The organism is Bradyrhizobium sp. 154 (assembly GCF_023073875.1).
In the GTDB taxonomy this organism is placed as follows: Bacteria; Pseudomonadota; Alphaproteobacteria; order Rhizobiales; family Xanthobacteraceae; genus Bradyrhizobium.
Genome location: NZ_JADPKG010000080.1, coordinates 1 through 16,354 on the forward strand (window position 1 = coordinate 1; position 16,354 = coordinate 16,354).

Here is a 16,354-nt window from a genome sequence, read left to right on the forward strand (position 1 = left end):
CGTTGTTCGGCTCCTGCTCGAACTTCACCAATTGATTGTCGACGGTGTCCAGGCTCTCGCTGGTCTCCGTCAAAAACTCCCGCAACAGATCATCCATGAGGTACGCCTTACTGAGCTGGACTTCCGCGGCTGAGCCGCCCTTGGCATCGACAGAAGCCCTCTTTCGATCGTTAGACATCCCCTTTCACGGTCCCGTTAATTTCAGCCTCCGTGCTAATACGGATATTGAAGACAAGTTTGCCGTTCGGCGGCATGCCAGGGCACATTTCGGCAAAACCGGCACCGGGCCGCGACGGCGAAGGGCGTGAGGTAAAGGCGCCAATTACGGCGCACGGCGCGCGCGAGAAAGTCCTGTCCGTGAAGGCGATAGGCACGGCCTGCGTGAAATTGAATGGAGCCGGCGCGCGATCGCGCTCGCCCTCGCGAGGCTCGCTTCGTGCTTTGCCGAGATCCGCGAATTTCGCATATTCGGTAAACGAACCGTTACCCCATGGCCGGTGCGGCTCGTTCCGCGCTAACCAGCCGCGCGGACGAGTCGATCTCAGCGCCGGCGGGCGCCGCGCTGACGCACGTCTACTTTCCGCACGGCGTGTCCTCATGCCGACGCCGGACATCTTGTCCCAATTGCCAACATAGCCCGACGTGAACATGATGGAACTTACTCGCACAAGGAGCGATGGTTCAGAAGGCGAGGAGGCAGCTTTGGAAACGACGGGGCGCCCATCCAACGGTTTCCTGTCTGCGCTGTCGGCAGACGATTATGAGCTGATCCGCCCGCACCTGCGTGCGGTCGATCTGCCCCATGACGCGGTGCTGGTCGAAGCCGGCGAGACGCTCAAGCGCGCCTATTTTCCTCACCGCGGCGTCATCTCGCTGGTGGTGAAGCTCGCCAAGGGCGAGCATGTGCAGGTCGCGATGATCGGCCGCGACAGCCTGCTCGGGACACTCTCGACCATGGGCGATGCATGCGCGCTGAACACGGCCGTCGTGCTGATTCCCGGGGTCGCGTCCGTGATGGATCTCGACCGGCTGCGCGGCGCGGCCGACCAGAGCAGCAGCTTGCGGACCTTGCTCACGCGCCACGGTCTGGCGGTCTACGCGCAGGTCCAGCAGACCGCAGGCTGCAACGCCGCCCATTCGGTGGAGTCGCGGCTGTCGCGCTGCCTCCTGCACACTCACGACCTGTCGGGCGACTACCGGCTGCTGCTGACCCAGGAGGCCATGGCACAGATGATAGGGGCGCGGCGCAACAGCGTGTCGCTGGTCGCCAACACCTTGCAGCAGGCCAATTTCATCCACTACAGCCGCGGACACATCCAGATCATGAACCTGGACGGCCTGCGTCAGACCGCGTGCGAATGCTACGCCACCGTGAAGGCGCATTACGACCGGCTGCTCGGCCCGCGCTGACCCGCACGCGTGGTAAACCGACGGCTAATGCCGGCCTGCAAACAGGAGTCGTCCTGCTTCCGGAACTGAAATCTGGATGCCGTAGACATGGCGGGCCTCGCACCGATTCCGGCCCGCGCGGCATCGAATCGTGATCGAGGCAGGCCAGGCCATGTTTGAAGTGAGCGTCGCGCCGGCGCAGAATGTGCTCGATGGCGCGCCCGCGCGCGACCCGAATGCTTATGCGACGCTGGTGCGCGAAATCGGCGAGAACGGGGCCCGCGAGGTGCGTGCGGTGTTCTGGACCGAGACCTGCGCGCGCCTGCAACTGTTCCGCACGCTCTCGGGCGAGCAGCACCAGGCGAGGTTCGCGCGCGAAGCACATTCGTTGAAGAGTGCGGCCGGCACGTTCGGCTATGCCAGGCTGGCGGCGCTGGCGCTGCGGTTGGAGAAGTCAGCGCAGACGCTTCACGACACTGAACTCCGCGAGCTCCTGGACCTGATGGATGCGGCCTACGCCGCGGCGCGCGCGCAGGAACCGGAAGGCTAGAGCCATTTCCGTTCCGAGGGAATCGAAGCGGACGTTGTGTTCCTGGTTTGACGCGTTTTCTTGACGCGAACCGGCTCCACTTCGCTCGAAAACGCTGTAAACCACCCGCGCGTGTATTCCCGCCGTACTTCTACGGCTTGGAATTTTCACAGATGGCTAATCATAGCTGGCGATAGTCGCGAGAAACCAGGAGGGTTTCCATGTTCACCTACGAGACTGCGGACCAGAAGGAGGTCCGTCGCTTCCGCATCGCTCAGTTCAACGGCCGGATGGCGACGGTGAAGTCTGGCGGGTCGACGGTGACTGGCTTCGTGCGCTCGGTACTCGAGCAAGAATCGAGCATCCCTCCCCGCTGGACCATCACGATCATCCCGAACGCACCGAAGGACGAGCCCAAGCCGCTGCGGCCCGTATCGCGCACGCGCCCCTTCGCCGAAGACTATTTCTGAGCGGGATCGGCTTTCTCCCGGGCCGCGCCGCCGGCCGGGCACAAAGCGACCATCAACCTCAATCGATCGAATGCAGCAGCGCCGCACGGACGAGGTCCGCGGTGTTGCGCGCACCGAGCTTGCGCATCGCCTCGGCGCGGTGGCTTTCGAATGTACGTGGGCTGATCTGCATCCGAAGCGCGCCCTGCTTGTTCGAATAACCTTCGCTGATCAGCCTCAGCACCTCGCGCTCGCGCTTGGTCAGCCGCTTCTGGCCGGACAGGCCAATCAATTCGGCGCTAGGCACGCGTTGCGGCAGCGGCACGCGCGGGATCCGCGCTGCGGCGTCCCCGGTCCCGGATGGGGTCGGCAGGCCGCCCTTGTGAGGACCGGCAAGCTGCTTGACGAGGCCACAAACGCGCTCGGTCTGCGCCAGCGCATTCTCGACCACGCGCTGCAAATAGGCGCGATCGCCGGTGACGGGCGCGAGCTGATCGCTGTGATGCTTGATCTCGCCCATGTAGAGCAGGAGCGCAGTCAGGGGGCCGTTGAGCTCGCGGGCAATGGCGGCGGCCATTTCGTCGGCGGCCTTGGCACGGACGGCGTTCAGGCGGACGAAATCGAGCTCTTCAGCTGGAGCAGCGCTGCGTTCGTACCATTCCGACGGCCGCGAATCAGTGGCCGTATCATTCTGTGACGCCATGTCACTCGTTTAGCGGAACCGAGCCCGGTCTGTGATTAACTTTTTGCTCCGTAAGACTACGGTGATTTCGGCAGCTTTGCGCTAAATCCGCGGCATCGGCACAATTTATGCTTGCACGGCGCCGTCGCCGACCGCGCAGAGGTTGAGATTTCGCCTCAAATTCTGGAGCACGCGGGCGAAGAACCCTCAACCGGCACCTCCGCTCCTGCCAGTCCCCCGGATTTTACGGATTAATTAACGGCGACTTGCTTCTCTAAGCGAGGTTGAGAGCGCGCAAATGCCTCCACGCATTGGGCCCGCAAGCCTGCGGGAGACGCTGCGAAAGATTGCGTGCCATGAACGAGATCGATCGGCTGTCGGAATTCTTGCAGAGGCTGACGCCGATGTCGCGGAGCTGTCTGCTCAGCGAACTCGAGCGGCTTGAGCTGTGTGGCATCGACATGCCGGGCTCCGCCGACATTCAGTCCCGCTTGCGCGCCGAGTTTCGCAAGGACGGATCGGCCCATTCGCGCGCCACCAGCCCCTCGCGCTATTTCTTCGCGCCGCTCGAGCTCCTCCTGATCGATGGCGCACCCGAGCACGCCAATGCGGGGCGGATCTCACGCAACACCCTCACCCCGATCTGGGAGTGGATCTGCCGCGACCTGCTGCCGACCATGGCGCGCGACTACATCAAGGCGATCAACGACCAGATTGCCGCCAACAACCTGAAGGAAGTGCAGAAAATCGCATCGACCTTCCAGACCAAGGTCCTCAAGGTCCTCGAGAGCACCCTGGCGTCGGCGGACAGCACCCAGCTCGCACGCGCCAAGCTCGCGCAGTACACCGCATCGCGCACCGCCTTCGACGACGTGATGAAGATGCTGGACGTGCTGCGCGCCGGCGACGCGCTGCCGAAATTCAACGCGAAGCTGCCCGAACGGATCGCGAAGTTCGATGACAACCAGGTGGCCCAGATCACCTGGCAACTCGACGCCTTCGGGAAGTCCCATCCCCGCGCGCTGCCCTTCGCGCTGACACTGGTGGCAAGGCGCCTGAAGACGCCCTGGCAATTGGTACGCCTTGCCACCAAGGCCGCCGCGAGCAAGTCCGCCGCAGACGTCGCCGCCGCGCCCTATGCCTGCGTCGTCCCCATGGTGCTCGACCGCCTCGACGACAAGCGCCTCGCTCTTCGGGTCGCGCTCCGGCACAACCGCGTGCTGGTCGCCCGCGACCTGCTTGCCGAGATCTACGACACCGAATACGCGCTCAAGGTCCGCATCGACGGCATCGAACATTGCGATTGGGGCATCCGCCTCCAGCAATTGATGGACGCGATCGCGGCGCTGGTGTCCGCCGAGGTCAGCCGCTTCCCCGCCAATGTCGGCCACATTCTCGGATCGCGCCGGCTGCGCAGCCACGATACGTTGGGCGGCAAGTTGACCTATCTGGCCTGGAAGGGACGCGACGCCATGCAGGACGGCGCGGCGGCGTTTCGCAAATTGATCGGGCAGACCTGATATCGCGCAGTCATCAAAGCGCGAGAGGCTTTCGCGTTATCGGTGAGCGATCATGTCCTAATGCGCGCGCGGCAGGCAGAGGAAGCGATCGAGAAATCGCCCCGACAGCACGAATCTGAACCACCAATACATCATTCGCCGCATTGTCATTGCTGCAATCCTCGACAGCCCACCACCGGCTGGCGGAGCAATAGCGCAGGAGCAGCAATGCGCATGTGATGTGTTTCACATTTGGGTCGAACACGCGCGGACGCATCGTCGCAGAACTGTCACGAGCGAAGGTAGAACGTGCGCGCATCGCGCGAAAATGAGTTCCACGGCCACAGCTGTCGCTCCTATCCTCCGATGCAACGAAAGAACGAACCGTAAGGAGGTCGTGATGAGATCGAACCGATTGATCCTGACGATGGTGACGTTGCTCGTGAGTGCGCTCGCGCTCACATCGACGACGATGGCGCAAACGACGCCGCAAGGCGATGCTGCGCCGACCGCCGACAACGCGGTGCTGCTGACCGTCTTCTTCAAGCACGATCAATCCCGGCCGCTTCACGAGCTGAATACGCAACTCGAAAAGCAGGGCTTCTACAAGGCGTTTCCGCCGCCCGGCGTCGAGGTCTTGAGCTGGTATGTGATGATGGGCATTGGCCAGGTGATCACGCTGCGCCTGCCGGCGTCGCGGCTGCGCGAGGTCAACCGCGTGATCGAGGACACGGCATGGGGCCCTTACCGCACCGAATTCCATCCGACCTATGACTACAAGGCGGTTGGCGTGGCACAACACGAAAAAGCCGCCGGAAATTAATTCTCTAATCGCCCTGTCATTGCAGCGAACGGCTACGCAACCGCATCGCTCGATGCGTGGCATCGGCGAGCCGCGCTTCGATCGATCGCGCGGGAGAAATTCCGCATGCGCTGGCTGTCGTTGTCCGTGCGGTGCCTGAGTATGCAAATTCTTTTCGAAGATTCTGTCGACAAATTAGCTCGAATTGCAGCGCTTAACGTTACTCAGATAATTCAACAACGATGTGAAGCTCTCCTTATTTGAACCCACGCTCGCCGTTTAAGAAACTGTCACGGAACGGGAGTGGTATGAGATGAACGATGGGATTATTGAACTCGTCGGACGAAGGCCTGTGACCTTCGGACGGCGAAAGGTGACGCCGCGCGCCTGCGTGGCCGACAGCAAGCGCCACTTGCGTGCATTCCTCAGCGAGGTGCTCGAGGATCTGGGCTTCGTCACCAGCGAATGCGCCAGCGCGGACGAGCTGCAAACCATGCTCGCCACCGAATTGCCGGACCTGATCCTGCTCGGCGTCGCCACCGATGGCATCGAGCCGGGAAGATTCCTGGAGATTTTGGTGCGCGAGGCATTTGCGGGGAAGGTTCTCGCGGTCGGCGCCCGCGAATCGATCATCGTCAGGGCCGTGCGGCAGGTCGGCGAGGAATATGGCCTTGCGATGCTGCCGCCGCTGACCACCCCCTTTGCCGCGGAGACGCTGCGCGAGCGTGTCGCGATGCTGCTGCCGGAGGAGCCGGCGCCGAGCCCGGCCGTGCATGTCGGCGAGGCCTTGCATGCCGGCTGGCTGGAGCTCTGGTACCAGCCCAAGATCGACGCCCGCACGCTGATCCGCAGCGGCGCCGAGGCGCTGGTGCGAATGCGCCATCCGACCTGGGGCGTCGTGCCGCCGGCCTATTTCATTCCCGAGGAGCACGATCCGCATCTGCGTGACCTCTCGGAATTCGTGATCGAGCGCGCCATGCAGGACTGGCACTATCTGCTGGAGCAGCAGAGTCCGGTCGATCTCTCGATCAACCTGCCGGCGTCCTACCTGAAGGAGCCGCAGGCGGTGCGCGATCTCTGCCGCCGCATGCCGACGCATCCGGCCTTCGGCGGCTTGACGATCGAAATCGACAGCCAAGACGCGACCCGCGATCTCGACCACCTGACGGAGATCGCGCGCGAGGTGGGTCTGCACAATATCGGCCTCGCCGTGGACAATCTCGGCGCCGACTGGCCGGCGCTGATGGGCCTCGACAAGATTCCCTTCGTCATGCTGAAGGCGGACCGGCATTTCGTCACCGGCAGCGGCAATGACCGGCTGAAGCGCACGGTGTGCCGTCACATCGTCGAGCTCGCGCAGGGCTACGGCGCGCGCGTGGTCGCCGAGGGCGTCGAGAGCCGCACCGACCTCGTCGCCGCGAACGAGCTCGGCTTCGATCTCGTGCAGGGCTTTCTGTTCGGCAAGCCGATGCCGCTGAAGAAGTTCGCCCGCTCGACGCTGACGAAAACGGTGATGGAGTGAGCTCGTTCGCGGCTCGTATGTCGCTGGAGACGCGCGAGAATCGTCAAGCTCGCGCGTGTTCGCCGGTCTGCCTGGCCGGGCACTTACGCTATTGCGGCGCTGACATCGGTCGGCGACTGCACGGCGCCCGGCTCACCATGCGAGACGCGCGCCTCGGCTCGCTCGAGGTGAAGCGCGAAACCACTCGCCTCGGGAGGCTCGAGCCCGGCGCGCAGCTGCATGCTCGGAATCAGGTAATCGCCGCCGTTTTGGCGCCGATAGGGAATGGGCGAGGCCGTCGCAAGCGTTCTCATCCTCTCGCGCAAACGTTCGGCGATCGCTTCGAAACCGGCTTCGCCGAGCTTGTCGGCCTTGTAGACGACGAACGGCGGAAGGACGTCATAGCCGGGGTAATAGAGGATGCCGTGATTGATCGGAAACAGCAGGTCCTCGATCGGCCCGTTGATCCCCCGGGCCGAATAATGCTCCTGCCAGCCGCCGGCCGTCACGATCAGCATCGCGCGCTTGCCCGCTAGCGTGCCCTCGCCGTAGCGGTCGCCCCACCGCTTGTCGCTGTGCTCGCCGACGCCATACGCGAAGCCGTAGGCGAACACGCGGTCGACCCAGCCCTTGAGGATCGCCGGCATGCTGAACCACCACAGCGGGAATTGCAGAATCAGCACGTCTGCCCACAGCAGCTTCTCGATCTCGCGCTTGACGTCAGGAGTGAGTGTGCCGGCCTCGAAGGCCTGCTTGGATGCAGCGGCGGGCGCCAGCCGCGCGTCCGCTAGCAGTGACGGGAAGTCGGCGCGATCGACCTCCGATTTCCAGCCTTGGGCATAGAGGTCCGTCGCCCGCACCTCATGGCCCTGGGCCTCGAGCTCTCTGGCGGCAACATCCCGGAGCGAGCCATTGAGCGAACGCTGTTCGGGATGCGCAAAAACAATCAACACTTTCATGATCAGCACCATTCGTTGACGATGTCCCGCAGCTAGCGCGGCGGGCTGCAAACCGGTAGATGTCGGCAATGAATAGGATTATGCCGGAAAATGGATAAATCGGAGGTCACGCTCGAGCGCATGCGCAGTTTCGTGCGGGTCGCCGAGCGCGGAAACCTGTCGGCCGTCGCACGCGAGCTTGGGTTGGGCCAATCCACGGTGACACGGCACATCCGCGAACTGGAGCAAGCCGTCGGCGTGCCGCTGCTCACCAGGACCACGCGCAGGGTGACGATGACGGAGGAGGGGCGCCGCTACTATGCCGACTGCGTGCAGATCCTGCGCCTGGTCGAGCACGCCGGCGACGAGGCGCGCAGCACGCGCGATGCGCCCGCTGGAATGGTACGGATATCCTGCACTGCGGCCTTCGGCGTGCTCCACGTCAGCCGTTTCATCTTCGCGTTCCAGGACCGTTATCCGGACGTGTCGGTGGATCTCAGCCTGACCGACGAACGGATCGACCTTGTGAGGGAAGGTGTCGACGTCGCACTCCGTCTGGGGCCGCTTGCCGAGAGTTCGATGAAGCTCAAGTCCCTGGGACAGTCGCGGCGGGTGCTTGTCGCCGCACCGACCTATCTTGCCGAGTGTGGCAGGCCCGCGCGTCCGCAAGACCTCGCCAATCACCAGGCAATCAGGATGTCCAACATCGCCGGCAGCGATGTGCTTGTCCTGCAAGGACGTCGTGGCGGCCGCCATGCGGTCCCGTTCGCCGGACGGTTGCGCGTCGATCACGGACTTGCCGCGCGAGAGGCGCTCGCGGCGGGCCGCGGGATTGCACCCGCACATCTTTGGCTCGTCGGCGACCTTCTCGCGACCGGCCGACTCGAACACGTGCTTGCGGACTATTCGCCGCCTCCCGTTCCACTGAAGATGCTGATCGTGCCGGAGCGGTCCGGCGTCGCGCGGGTGCGGCTGCTGGTCGATTTTCTCGCCGAGCAGATCGCGCGAATCCCTGGGATCGAAAAATCGCCGGGCAGAAGGCAGAACTAGCTGGCCATCGTCACGCAAACCGCCGCGCGAAGAAGACGCAAACGACCACGAGGAGAGTCGCGGCGATCATGCTCCAGGCAACCGGCTCGTGCAGCAACAGGCCGGCAAGCGCGAGACCGAAGAATGGCTGGAGCTGCTGCAACTGGCCGACGCGGGCGATGCCGCCGAGCGCGAGCCCGCGATACCAGAAGATGAATCCGACGAACATGCTGAAGACGGAGACGTAGGCAAGCCCGACCCAGGCGGGCGCACTGACGCCGCTCCATGTCGGTGGCCAGGTCCAAATCACGACGGGCACCATCAGCGGCAGCGCGAGCAGCAGCGCCCAGGAGATCACCTGCCAGCCGCCGAGGCGGCGCGACAGCGCGGCGCCTTCGGCATAGCCGAGGCCGCACAAGATGATCGCAGCCACCATCAGAAGATCCCCGGTCAGCGAGCTTGAGCCGTCGTTCGACAGGGCAAAGCCCGCCACGGTCGCACTGCCGAGGACGGCGAACAGCCAGAACAGCGGCTGCGGCCGCTCACCGCCGCGCAATACGCCGAATATCGCGGTCGATAGCGGCAAGAGGCCGATGAAGACGATCGAATGCGCCGAGGTGATGTGCTGGAGCGCGAGCGCAGTCAGCAAGGGAAAGCCGACCACGACACCGATGGCGACGATGGCGAGCGAGGCGAGATCCTGCCTCCCCGGCCGCGCCTGACGGAGCAAGCCGAGCACGGCCAGGCCTATCAACGCCGCAATGACCGCGCGCGCGGATGTCAGGAACAGCGCGGAGAAGCCGCCGACCGCCACGCGCGTCGCCGGCAGCGAGCCGCTGAAGATGATGACGCCGAGAAGCCCGTTGCCCCAGCCGCTGCCGGAAGATTGCATTCCTGTCTCGCTTTTGGCTCGCGATCCTGGGGCATCGCAGATGACAAGGCCAGCGACAGTTCAGTACAATCTGGCGAAACTGTATGGATATGGAAGGCACTACACTTGGACAGCGACGCATCAGCGAGAGGGCGCAACGGAACGCGGACCGCAGACGTGATGAGCGCGATCCGGGCCAAGGTCGCGGGCCGCGCGCTCGGCGCCGGCGACCGCTTGCCGTCGATCCGCAGCCTTGCCGCGACGATGCGGGTTTCGCCTTCGACCGTCGTCGAAGCCTATGACCGTCTGGCTGCGGAAGGGTTGATCCGCGCCCGCCGCGGCTCGGGCTTCTACGTCTCGCCGGCGATTATGCCGCCGCTCGCATTGACCGAGGCCGAGCCGCGCCGCGACCGGGAAGTCGATCCGTTCTGGGTCTCGCGGCAGTCGCTCGACGCCGATGCAGTCGCGCCAAAGCCCGGCTGCGGCTGGCTTCCTCCGGAGTGGATGCCCGAAGCAGCGCTCCGACGCGCCACCCGCGCGCTGGCACGCACCGACGCCAGCCTATTGACCAACTACGGCAGCACGCGCGGTTTGCCGGCGCTGCGCCGGCTGTTGCTCACGCGCCTGGCCGAAGATGCGATCGAGGCATCGATCGACCAGCTCATGCTGACGGGGTCAGGCACGCAGGCGACCGACTTGATCTGCCGCTTCCTGCTCCGTCCCGGCGACACCGTGCTGGTGGACGATCCCTGCTACTTCAATTTTCGCGCCTTGCTGCGGGCGCATCAGGCAAGAATCGTCGGCGTGCCCTACACGTCATCGGGTCCTGATGTCGCAAGCTTCGAGCAGATCCTCGCCAGCGAGCGGCCGCGGCTGTACATCACCAATTCAGCGCTCCACAATCCGACCGGCGCGACGCTGTCGCTTCCGACCGCGCATCGGCTTTTGACCGCGGCCACCGCGCACGACCTCACTATCATCGAGGACGACATTTTCGGCGACTTCGAGCCGGAGCGGTCGCCGCGCTTGGCAGCGCTCGACGGGCTCAACCGCGTGATCCGCGTCGGCAGCTTTTCCAAGACGCTCTCCGCCTCGCTTCGCTGCGGCTATATCGCCGCGCGTGCCGACTGGATCGAGCATCTGGTCGATCTTCAAGTCGCAACCAGCTTTGACGGCCCGAGCCCGGTCGCGACGGAGGTCATCGCAACGGTGCTGGCCGGCGGCAGCTATCGCAAGCACATGGACGAGCTCAGGCAAAAGCTCATGCGCGCCCGGCGCGACGTCGCGCGTAAGCTTCAGGCGCTCAGCATCGAGCCATGGCTGATGCCGCGCGGCGGCTTCTTCCTGTGGTGCCGTCTCCGGGACAGCCAGGATGCTACGGCCGTTGCACGCGCGGCTCTCGAGGTGGATGTGGTGCTGGCACCCGGCAACGTGTTCAGCGTGTCGCAGACGGCGTCGCACTTCATGCGGTTCAACGTAGCGCAGATGAGCGATCCGCGAGTTTGGGACGTGATGCGGCGGGCGTTAAAGGCGGGTGGCGCGGCGTGACTTGGGCAGCCCCGTGTCAGTCAGGATCAGTTCGCCCGTCCAGCGATCCCTGCCCCTCCAACATTGACAGCGCGGACCGGACTCTCTCTCGGAATCAATACACCTTCTTCGTGCGGGCAACCGATAATTCCGTCGACCACCGCTATCGATGCGCACCGAATGCCGCTTAAGAAAACCGACAATTTCCGCAAGCGTGGTCTTATCCGACCGCACATCTGCGGATTCGAAAGCAAACGGCGCAACTCAGGCTCGGCTCCTTCAGCCCGGATGCAGGAGAGACAGCAACCTTGGAAGCGAACGTGTTGTCAGGACCGTAGAAGGCGATCGTCCGGACGGCAAAACCGCGCATGCGCTGGTTCGCTTTTCTTTCGCAGCCATTTGTCAGGACGCGGCCCGATCTTCATTGGCGTGACCAAATCCGCTCGCGGAATTCCTTGACCGGTACGCTCCGACGTCGCTGGATGAAATGGCGGAGAGGGAGGGATTCGAACCCCCGATAGGCTTGCACCTATGCCGCATTTCGAGTGCGGTGCATTCAACCACTCTGCCACCTCTCCTGAAGGTGCCGATAAGAGGTAGGAACCCCCTGTGGTCGGGGCGTGTAATAGGCGAGGATGGCCGGCCAGACAAGGCGCGAAAGGCGAAAATCCGCCGCCTGTTTCATCTCTTGGCCTGGAGCTCCGCTCCGGTGAATCGGAACGGAGCTTTAGATTTTAGTTTTGACGCGTTTTCTTGACGCCAACTGGTGTCACTTCGCTCGAAAACGCTGCTGCATTCCGAAAGGAACCGCCGTGGAGCATCTGACCGTCCCCGCCAATGGCGCCAATTTCCACCTGGTCCGCGCCGGGCGGGGCCAACCGCTGCTTTTGCTGCACGGTTGGCCGGAATTCTGGCTGACCTGGGAGCCGGTGATGATGCGGCTTTCGGACCGCTTCATGCTGATCGCGCCCGATTTGCGCGGCTTCGGTGACAGCGACAAGCCTGACGGCCCTTACGGGCCGGATGGCCACGCGGCGGACATGCTGGCGCTGATGGACCGGCTCGGCATCGAGCGATTCGGCGTCGTGGGTCATGACGTCGGTGGCGCCGTGATGCAGCCCCTGGCCCGGCGGGCACCGACGCGGCTCGCCGGGCTGCTCTTCTTCGATTTCGTCTATCCCGGCATCGGGCCGCGCATGGTGGCGCCCGACCGGCTCAACCACATCTGGTACCAGTCCTTTCACCAGATGGAGATGGCAGCCAGCCTCGTCGGCGCCAGCCGCGAGACCTGCCGGCTCTACATCGGCCACTTCCTGAAAGGCTGGGCGCACCGGAAGAGTGCTTTCGACGACGTGCTCGACGCCTTCGCCGACAACTTCCTCAAGGACGGCAATCTCGCCGGCGGCTTTGCGCATTATCGCGCCTCGCATGCCGGGCGCGTCGCGATGATGAAGGGTGAGGCGCCGCGCCTGCCGCCGATCAATGTGCCGACCTGCGTGCGCTGGGCCGAGCACGACCCGCTGTTTCCCTATGCCTGGACCGATCGGCTCGGGGAAACCTTCAGCGAGCTCGATCTGGCGATGTTTCCGGACGTGGGGCACTTCCCACATCGGGAAGATCCGGAGCGCGCGGCTGCGGAGATCGCGGCGTTCTTTCAGCGCATCGGCTGGAGCTGAATCAAGGGGAGCTCGTGCGATGATGGAGGTGCACTCCCTCTCCCGCTTGCGGAAGAGGGTCGGGGAGAGGGTGTTTCCGCAATGGGATTGTTGGATTGCTGAGGACGTCCCGACGCGGCGAGAACCCTCACCCGCCGCGCTCTGCGAGCGCGTCGGCCTCTCCCGCTTGCGGGAGAAGCGGGGGCAAGCCCGAGCTACGTCTGATCGCATATACTTCCAAAAACGGGGTGGGACCGCCAGACGCGGTAAACACTGGCGGTCCCGATGCCGCTCATTGAAATACTGGCCAGGAAGGGCGGCTTCGCCGGCCGAGTGAAGCGACGGTTCGACGGTAGCGCGCAGCCGGCATGGCGCAACGCAATCCGCCCCTTAACCTTGCCAGTCAAGGTTACTCCTTGTTGTCCTTGCCCTTTTTCTTCCCGTTCTCCGTGGAATCACGGTCTTTGCCGTTGCCGTTGTCCTTGCGGCGGTTGGTGAAGCGCGCATTGCCGAGCCCGGTGCCGATGGTGAGGACGCCCCAGCGGTCGACATCCTGCATGAACGGTACTTCCGAAAGGCCCTGAACCACGCCGTCATTGTGCATCAGGATCGCGGTGTCGTGCTCGCCGATCTGCGGGATGGCTTCGGTGAGGCTCGCCGGCAGGTTGAACTTGCTGCTCTCCCAATTGCCCGGGAGATTCTGCGCGCCCTTCTCGATGGAGCCGTCCGCGTTGATCACTCCGGGACAGGCGATGCCGATGAACGGCGCGAGCTTGAAGCCTTCGGCTTCGGCATCCTCGATGAGGCCTTCGAGCATCTTGACGAGCCGCTTCACCGCGGCCTCGCGGCTCGGCTCATCATCGGCATGGCGCCACAGATCGGATTTGAAGACGACGGCCTTGGACAGATCGGGCGCCTTCTTCCAGCGCGTCTCAACGATCCCGCAGCGGATGTTGGTGCCGCCGATATCGACCGCGAGGATGCTGTCATAGGCCTCGAAAATCCAGGACGGCGCAAGGTGCAGGGCTCCAATCAAGCCGGCGTCGTCAGGATCGAAGCGGATCGGCACCAGATCGACCTTGAAGCCTTCCGACTTGAGGATGATCTCGGCCCGGGCAATGGCGATTTCGCCGAGCCGGCTCGCACGAAAGCCGCCGCCGACCACGATGCACTCGGTCTTGGCCCAGGCCTTGGTCTTGAGGAACCGCCGCGTCACGTAGGCGAGCTCCTGCGCGAAATCCTCGATCGCGCTGTGCACGACGGCCGTGGCCTCGGTATCGTCGCCGACCAGAACGGCATCGAGGACCTTCTTGCTGATCTTGTCGGACGGTTCGTCGCCGAAGGGATCCTCGCCGCTCTTGCGAAGCGGTTTGCGCCACTCTTCGAGGATCTCGCGAAATGCGCCCTTGCTGGCGCGATCGCCCAGAAAGCCCTCGTCGTCCTTGATCTCGATGTTGAAGCTGTCGACGTCGACCGACGGCAGGCGGCTCGCCCCGTGCTGGGCGATGCCCGTCGTCTTGACCAGCTCGTCTGTTGCCATGATAGCCCTTGCCCGCGTGTTCGATTTGCGAGGACACAACGGGGAGGGAACTCTTTGGTTGCAAGCCGGCCGCAGATTCAGCCCAAGCACCGCAACGGGCCCAAAATCCTTCAAATCCTGGCCGTTTTCGGCGGTTTTCCTTGACTTGCGGCGTCCGGCGGCTATAAGTCCCACAACCGGCGCGGGGCGTTTCTCGCGCCGCTCGTTTTTGCGTGGGTTTTCAATGGGATAAGTCCCGCCCGCACAAAACTCGCATAAACCCGTAGCGACTGACAAAAAGCCGGCCCCGACGCTTCTCGTCGCGAGGCCGGGATTGAACACGAAGGAAAAAACGATGTTCGCAGTCATCAAAACCGGCGGCAAGCAATACCGCGTCGTGCCGGATGATGTTCTCGAAGTAGGCAAGATCGAAGGCGAAGTCGGCTCGATCGTGCAGCTGAATGACGTTCTGGTGGTCGGCGGCGACACGCCGGTCCTGGGCGTCCCGACGGTCGCAGGCGCGTCCGTTGCGGTCGAGGTGCTCGACCACAAGCGCGGACCGAAGGTCATCGCGTTCAAGAAGCGCCGCCGCAAGAACTCGCGCCGCAAGCGCGGCTACCGCGACGAGATCACGGTGCTGCGCGTCAGCGAGATCCTGACGGACGGCGCCAAGCCCACCAAGGGCCCGCGTCCGAAGAAGGAGAAGGTGGCCAAGGAGTCCGCACAGGAAGCCGCCGAATAAAAGATTTGATCACGCCAATTCACGAATTGATGCGTGAGAAATCGTGAAATGATTCCGTCAAGGAATTGATCTAGACATACGTAGGATTTCGGAGACGAGCCATGGCTCACAAAAAAGCAGGCGGTTCATCGCGTAACGGACGCGATTCGAAGGGCAAGCGCCTCGGCATCAAGGCGTTCGGCGGGGAGATCGTCACCCCCGGCAACATCATTGCGCGTCAGCGCGGCACCACCTGGCACCCCGGCCTTAATGTCGGCATGGGCACGGACCACACTTTGTTCGCCAAGGTCGAGGGTCGTGTTGCGTTCCAGGCCAAAGCCAACGGCCGCACCTTCGTATCGGTGCTCCCGATCGCTGAGGCGGCTGAATAGACGGTGGACCAAATTGGAGTCCGCCGGGTCCTGACCAAACCGGCGGAGTCCTAGAGATCAAGTGATCGAAGGCTCCAGGGGAGGCGGGAAACCGGCCTCCCCTTTTCTTTGACTTACTCACTTTGGAATTAGTGACTTTCCAGGAGCCGGACATGTTGCAGGATTTCTCGAGCGTGACCTTGCAGGAGGCGAGACCGAGCGTCGTCGCCACCGAGCGGCTGACGTTGCGGCGGCCGACACTGGCCGACGTCAGGACCATCGCGCGGCTCGCCAACGACCGCCGCATCGCAGAAAACACCCGCCGCCTCCCGCATCCCTATTCGCAGGATGACGCTGTTGAATTCATCCGCGCCACCGCCGCGCTCGGCAGCGAGACCGTATTCCTGATCGAGCACGATTCTGGGCCGATCGGCATGGTCGGCATCGACTGCTCCACACCGGACAATGCCGAGCTCGGCTACTGGCTCGGCGTCGAGCATTGGGGCCAGGGCTTTGCCACCGAGGCCGCGCGCGGCGCGATCGACTTCTTCTTCGAGGAGTTCGAGGACGACCAGCTCTATGCCGGCGCGCGCGTCACCAACCCGGCCTCGCGCAAGGTACTGGAGAAGTGCGGCTTCCAGTGGAGCGGCGTCCAGCTGCACCGCTTCCTGGCGCTTGGATCGTCCACGCCCGTCGATTGCTTCCGCCTGTCGCGCGGCGTGTGGGCGTCGCTCAAAAGCTGGAGCAGTGCAAGGCGGGTGAGGTAGTGGGCGTGAGCAACCGGCGACATGGGTAACAGTTCAAACCGACGACATGGGTAACACAATTCTCGTTTCGTTCAGGCCTGCTGTTGTTGGGGCTGTGGACCCTGG

16 protein-coding genes and 1 tRNA gene are annotated in these 16,354 nt (G+C 63.8%); 12 read left to right on the plus strand and 5 right to left on the minus strand.

The window, feature by feature from the left end; all coding sequences use genetic code 11:
• Positions 1-702 precede the first annotated feature (702 nt).
• From IVA92_RS18825 to IVA92_RS18835, 3 genes are all read left to right on the plus strand, one after another.
• Entirely contained in the window at positions 703-1,410 is a 708-nt protein-coding gene (locus IVA92_RS18825) for a Crp/Fnr family transcriptional regulator (protein ID WP_247279923.1), read from the plus strand.
• A gap of 151 nt (positions 1,411-1,561) precedes the next feature.
• Positions 1,562-1,939 carry an Hpt domain-containing protein gene (locus tag IVA92_RS18830; protein ID WP_247279924.1) on the plus strand — a complete coding sequence of 126 codons (378 nt, stop codon included), beginning with the start codon at positions 1,562-1,564 and terminating at the stop codon, positions 1,937-1,939.
• A 200-nt stretch (positions 1,940-2,139) separates the two neighbouring features.
• Positions 2,140-2,388 carry a hypothetical protein gene (locus IVA92_RS18835; RefSeq protein WP_247279910.1) on the plus strand — a complete coding sequence of 83 codons (249 nt, stop codon included), beginning with the start codon at positions 2,140-2,142 and terminating at the stop codon, positions 2,386-2,388.
• Positions 2,389-2,446: 58 nt separating this feature from the next.
• Here the strand turns inward: IVA92_RS18835 and IVA92_RS18840 are convergent, their stop codons facing one another.
• Positions 2,447-3,070: a helix-turn-helix transcriptional regulator gene (locus IVA92_RS18840; protein ID WP_247279911.1), complete on the minus strand. Its 624-nt coding sequence runs from the start codon at positions 3,068-3,070 to the stop codon at positions 2,447-2,449.
• Positions 3,071-3,405: 335 nt separating this feature from the next.
• Here IVA92_RS18840 and IVA92_RS18845 point away from each other — a divergent pair, with 335 nt between their 5' ends.
• The 3 genes from IVA92_RS18845 (at position 3,406) to IVA92_RS18855 (ending at position 6,872) form a co-directional block, all read left to right on the plus strand.
• Positions 3,406-4,569: a hypothetical protein gene (locus tag IVA92_RS18845; RefSeq protein ID WP_247279912.1), complete on the plus strand. Its 1,164-nt coding sequence runs from the start codon at positions 3,406-3,408 to the stop codon at positions 4,567-4,569.
• Positions 4,570-4,948: 379 nt separating this feature from the next.
• On the plus strand, positions 4,949-5,371 hold the full coding sequence (locus IVA92_RS18850) for a hypothetical protein (RefSeq protein ID WP_247279913.1): 423 nt from the start codon (positions 4,949-4,951) through the stop codon (positions 5,369-5,371).
• 292 nt (positions 5,372-5,663) lie between these two features.
• Entirely contained in the window at positions 5,664-6,872 is a 1,209-nt protein-coding gene (locus tag IVA92_RS18855; protein ID WP_247279914.1) for an EAL domain-containing response regulator, read from the plus strand.
• A gap of 83 nt (positions 6,873-6,955) precedes the next feature.
• On the opposite strand, the gene IVA92_RS18860 is transcribed toward IVA92_RS18855, so the two are convergent.
• On the minus strand, positions 6,956-7,810 hold the full coding sequence (locus tag IVA92_RS18860; protein WP_247279915.1) for an NAD(P)H-dependent oxidoreductase: 855 nt from the start codon (positions 7,808-7,810) through the stop codon (positions 6,956-6,958).
• Between the two features lie 90 nt (positions 7,811-7,900).
• Between IVA92_RS18860 and IVA92_RS18865 the strand changes: the two genes are divergently transcribed.
• Positions 7,901-8,839, plus strand: coding sequence for a LysR family transcriptional regulator (locus IVA92_RS18865; RefSeq protein WP_247279916.1), 939 nt, complete (start codon positions 7,901-7,903; stop codon positions 8,837-8,839).
• 10 nt (positions 8,840-8,849) lie between these two features.
• Here the strand turns inward: IVA92_RS18865 and IVA92_RS18870 are convergent, their stop codons facing one another.
• Complete coding sequence (locus tag IVA92_RS18870; RefSeq protein WP_247279917.1) at positions 8,850-9,710, minus strand: DMT family transporter; 861 nt, start codon at positions 9,708-9,710, stop codon at positions 8,850-8,852.
• Between the two features lie 159 nt (positions 9,711-9,869).
• Here IVA92_RS18870 and IVA92_RS18875 point away from each other — a divergent pair, with 159 nt between their 5' ends.
• Positions 9,870-11,237, plus strand: coding sequence for a PLP-dependent aminotransferase family protein (locus tag IVA92_RS18875; protein WP_247279918.1), 1,368 nt, complete (start codon positions 9,870-9,872; stop codon positions 11,235-11,237).
• Between the two features lie 467 nt (positions 11,238-11,704).
• Here the strand turns inward: IVA92_RS18875 and IVA92_RS18880 are convergent.
• Positions 11,705-11,794: transfer RNA gene (locus IVA92_RS18880), tRNA-Ser, on the minus strand.
• Positions 11,795-12,028: 234 nt separating this feature from the next.
• On the opposite strand from IVA92_RS18880, the gene IVA92_RS18885 reads away from it, so the two are divergent.
• Positions 12,029-12,892, plus strand: coding sequence for an alpha/beta hydrolase (locus IVA92_RS18885; RefSeq protein ID WP_247279919.1), 864 nt, complete (start codon positions 12,029-12,031; stop codon positions 12,890-12,892).
• Positions 12,893-13,280: 388 nt separating this feature from the next.
• Here IVA92_RS18885 and IVA92_RS18890 read toward each other — a convergent pair whose 3' ends face one another.
• A complete protein-coding gene (locus IVA92_RS18890; RefSeq protein ID WP_247279920.1) occupies positions 13,281-14,411 on the minus strand; it encodes an ROK family protein in 1,131 nt (376 codons plus the stop codon).
• 334 nt (positions 14,412-14,745) lie between these two features.
• Between IVA92_RS18890 and rplU the strand changes: the two genes are divergently transcribed.
• The 3 genes from rplU to IVA92_RS18905 all read left to right on the plus strand — a co-directional run bounded on the left by rplU (position 14,746) and on the right by IVA92_RS18905 (position 16,249).
• Positions 14,746-15,132: a 50S ribosomal protein L21 gene (gene rplU, locus IVA92_RS18895; RefSeq protein ID WP_247279921.1), complete on the plus strand. Its 387-nt coding sequence runs from the start codon at positions 14,746-14,748 to the stop codon at positions 15,130-15,132.
• Between the two features lie 101 nt (positions 15,133-15,233).
• Positions 15,234-15,503 carry a 50S ribosomal protein L27 gene (gene rpmA / locus IVA92_RS18900; RefSeq protein ID WP_018643862.1) on the plus strand — a complete coding sequence of 90 codons (270 nt, stop codon included), beginning with the start codon at positions 15,234-15,236 and terminating at the stop codon, positions 15,501-15,503.
• Positions 15,504-15,655: 152 nt separating this feature from the next.
• Positions 15,656-16,249, plus strand: a complete 594-nt coding sequence (locus IVA92_RS18905; protein WP_247279922.1) for a GNAT family N-acetyltransferase — start codon at positions 15,656-15,658, stop codon at positions 16,247-16,249.
• Positions 16,250-16,354: the final 105 nt, after the last annotated feature.

Bases quoted from the DNA above. Each gene is read 5' to 3' on its own strand.
- rpmA (WP_018643862.1), top strand. From the start codon at position 15,234: ATGGCTCACAAAAAAGCAGGCGGTTCATCGCGTAACGGACGCGATTCG.
- IVA92_RS18830 (WP_247279924.1), top strand. From the start codon at position 1,562: ATGTTTGAAGTGAGCGTCGCGCCGGCGCAGAATGTGCTCGATGGCGCG.
- IVA92_RS18875 (WP_247279918.1), top strand. From the start codon at position 9,870: ATGAGCGCGATCCGGGCCAAGGTCGCGGGCCGCGCGCTCGGCGCCGGC.
- IVA92_RS18840 (WP_247279911.1), bottom strand. From the start codon at position 3,070: ATGGCGTCACAGAATGATACGGCCACTGATTCGCGGCCGTCGGAATGG.
- IVA92_RS18905 (WP_247279922.1), top strand. From the start codon at position 15,656: ATGTTGCAGGATTTCTCGAGCGTGACCTTGCAGGAGGCGAGACCGAGC.
- IVA92_RS18870 (WP_247279917.1), bottom strand. From the start codon at position 9,710: ATGCAATCTTCCGGCAGCGGCTGGGGCAACGGGCTTCTCGGCGTCATC.
- IVA92_RS18890 (WP_247279920.1), bottom strand. From the start codon at position 14,411: ATGGCAACAGACGAGCTGGTCAAGACGACGGGCATCGCCCAGCACGGG.
- IVA92_RS18865 (WP_247279916.1), top strand. From the start codon at position 7,901: ATGGATAAATCGGAGGTCACGCTCGAGCGCATGCGCAGTTTCGTGCGG.
- IVA92_RS18845 (WP_247279912.1), top strand. From the start codon at position 3,406: ATGAACGAGATCGATCGGCTGTCGGAATTCTTGCAGAGGCTGACGCCG.
- rplU (WP_247279921.1), top strand. From the start codon at position 14,746: ATGTTCGCAGTCATCAAAACCGGCGGCAAGCAATACCGCGTCGTGCCG.
- IVA92_RS18850 (WP_247279913.1), top strand. From the start codon at position 4,949: ATGAGATCGAACCGATTGATCCTGACGATGGTGACGTTGCTCGTGAGT.
- IVA92_RS18835 (WP_247279910.1), top strand. From the start codon at position 2,140: ATGTTCACCTACGAGACTGCGGACCAGAAGGAGGTCCGTCGCTTCCGC.
- IVA92_RS18855 (WP_247279914.1), top strand. From the start codon at position 5,664: ATGAACGATGGGATTATTGAACTCGTCGGACGAAGGCCTGTGACCTTC.
- IVA92_RS18860 (WP_247279915.1), bottom strand. From the start codon at position 7,810: ATGAAAGTGTTGATTGTTTTTGCGCATCCCGAACAGCGTTCGCTCAAT.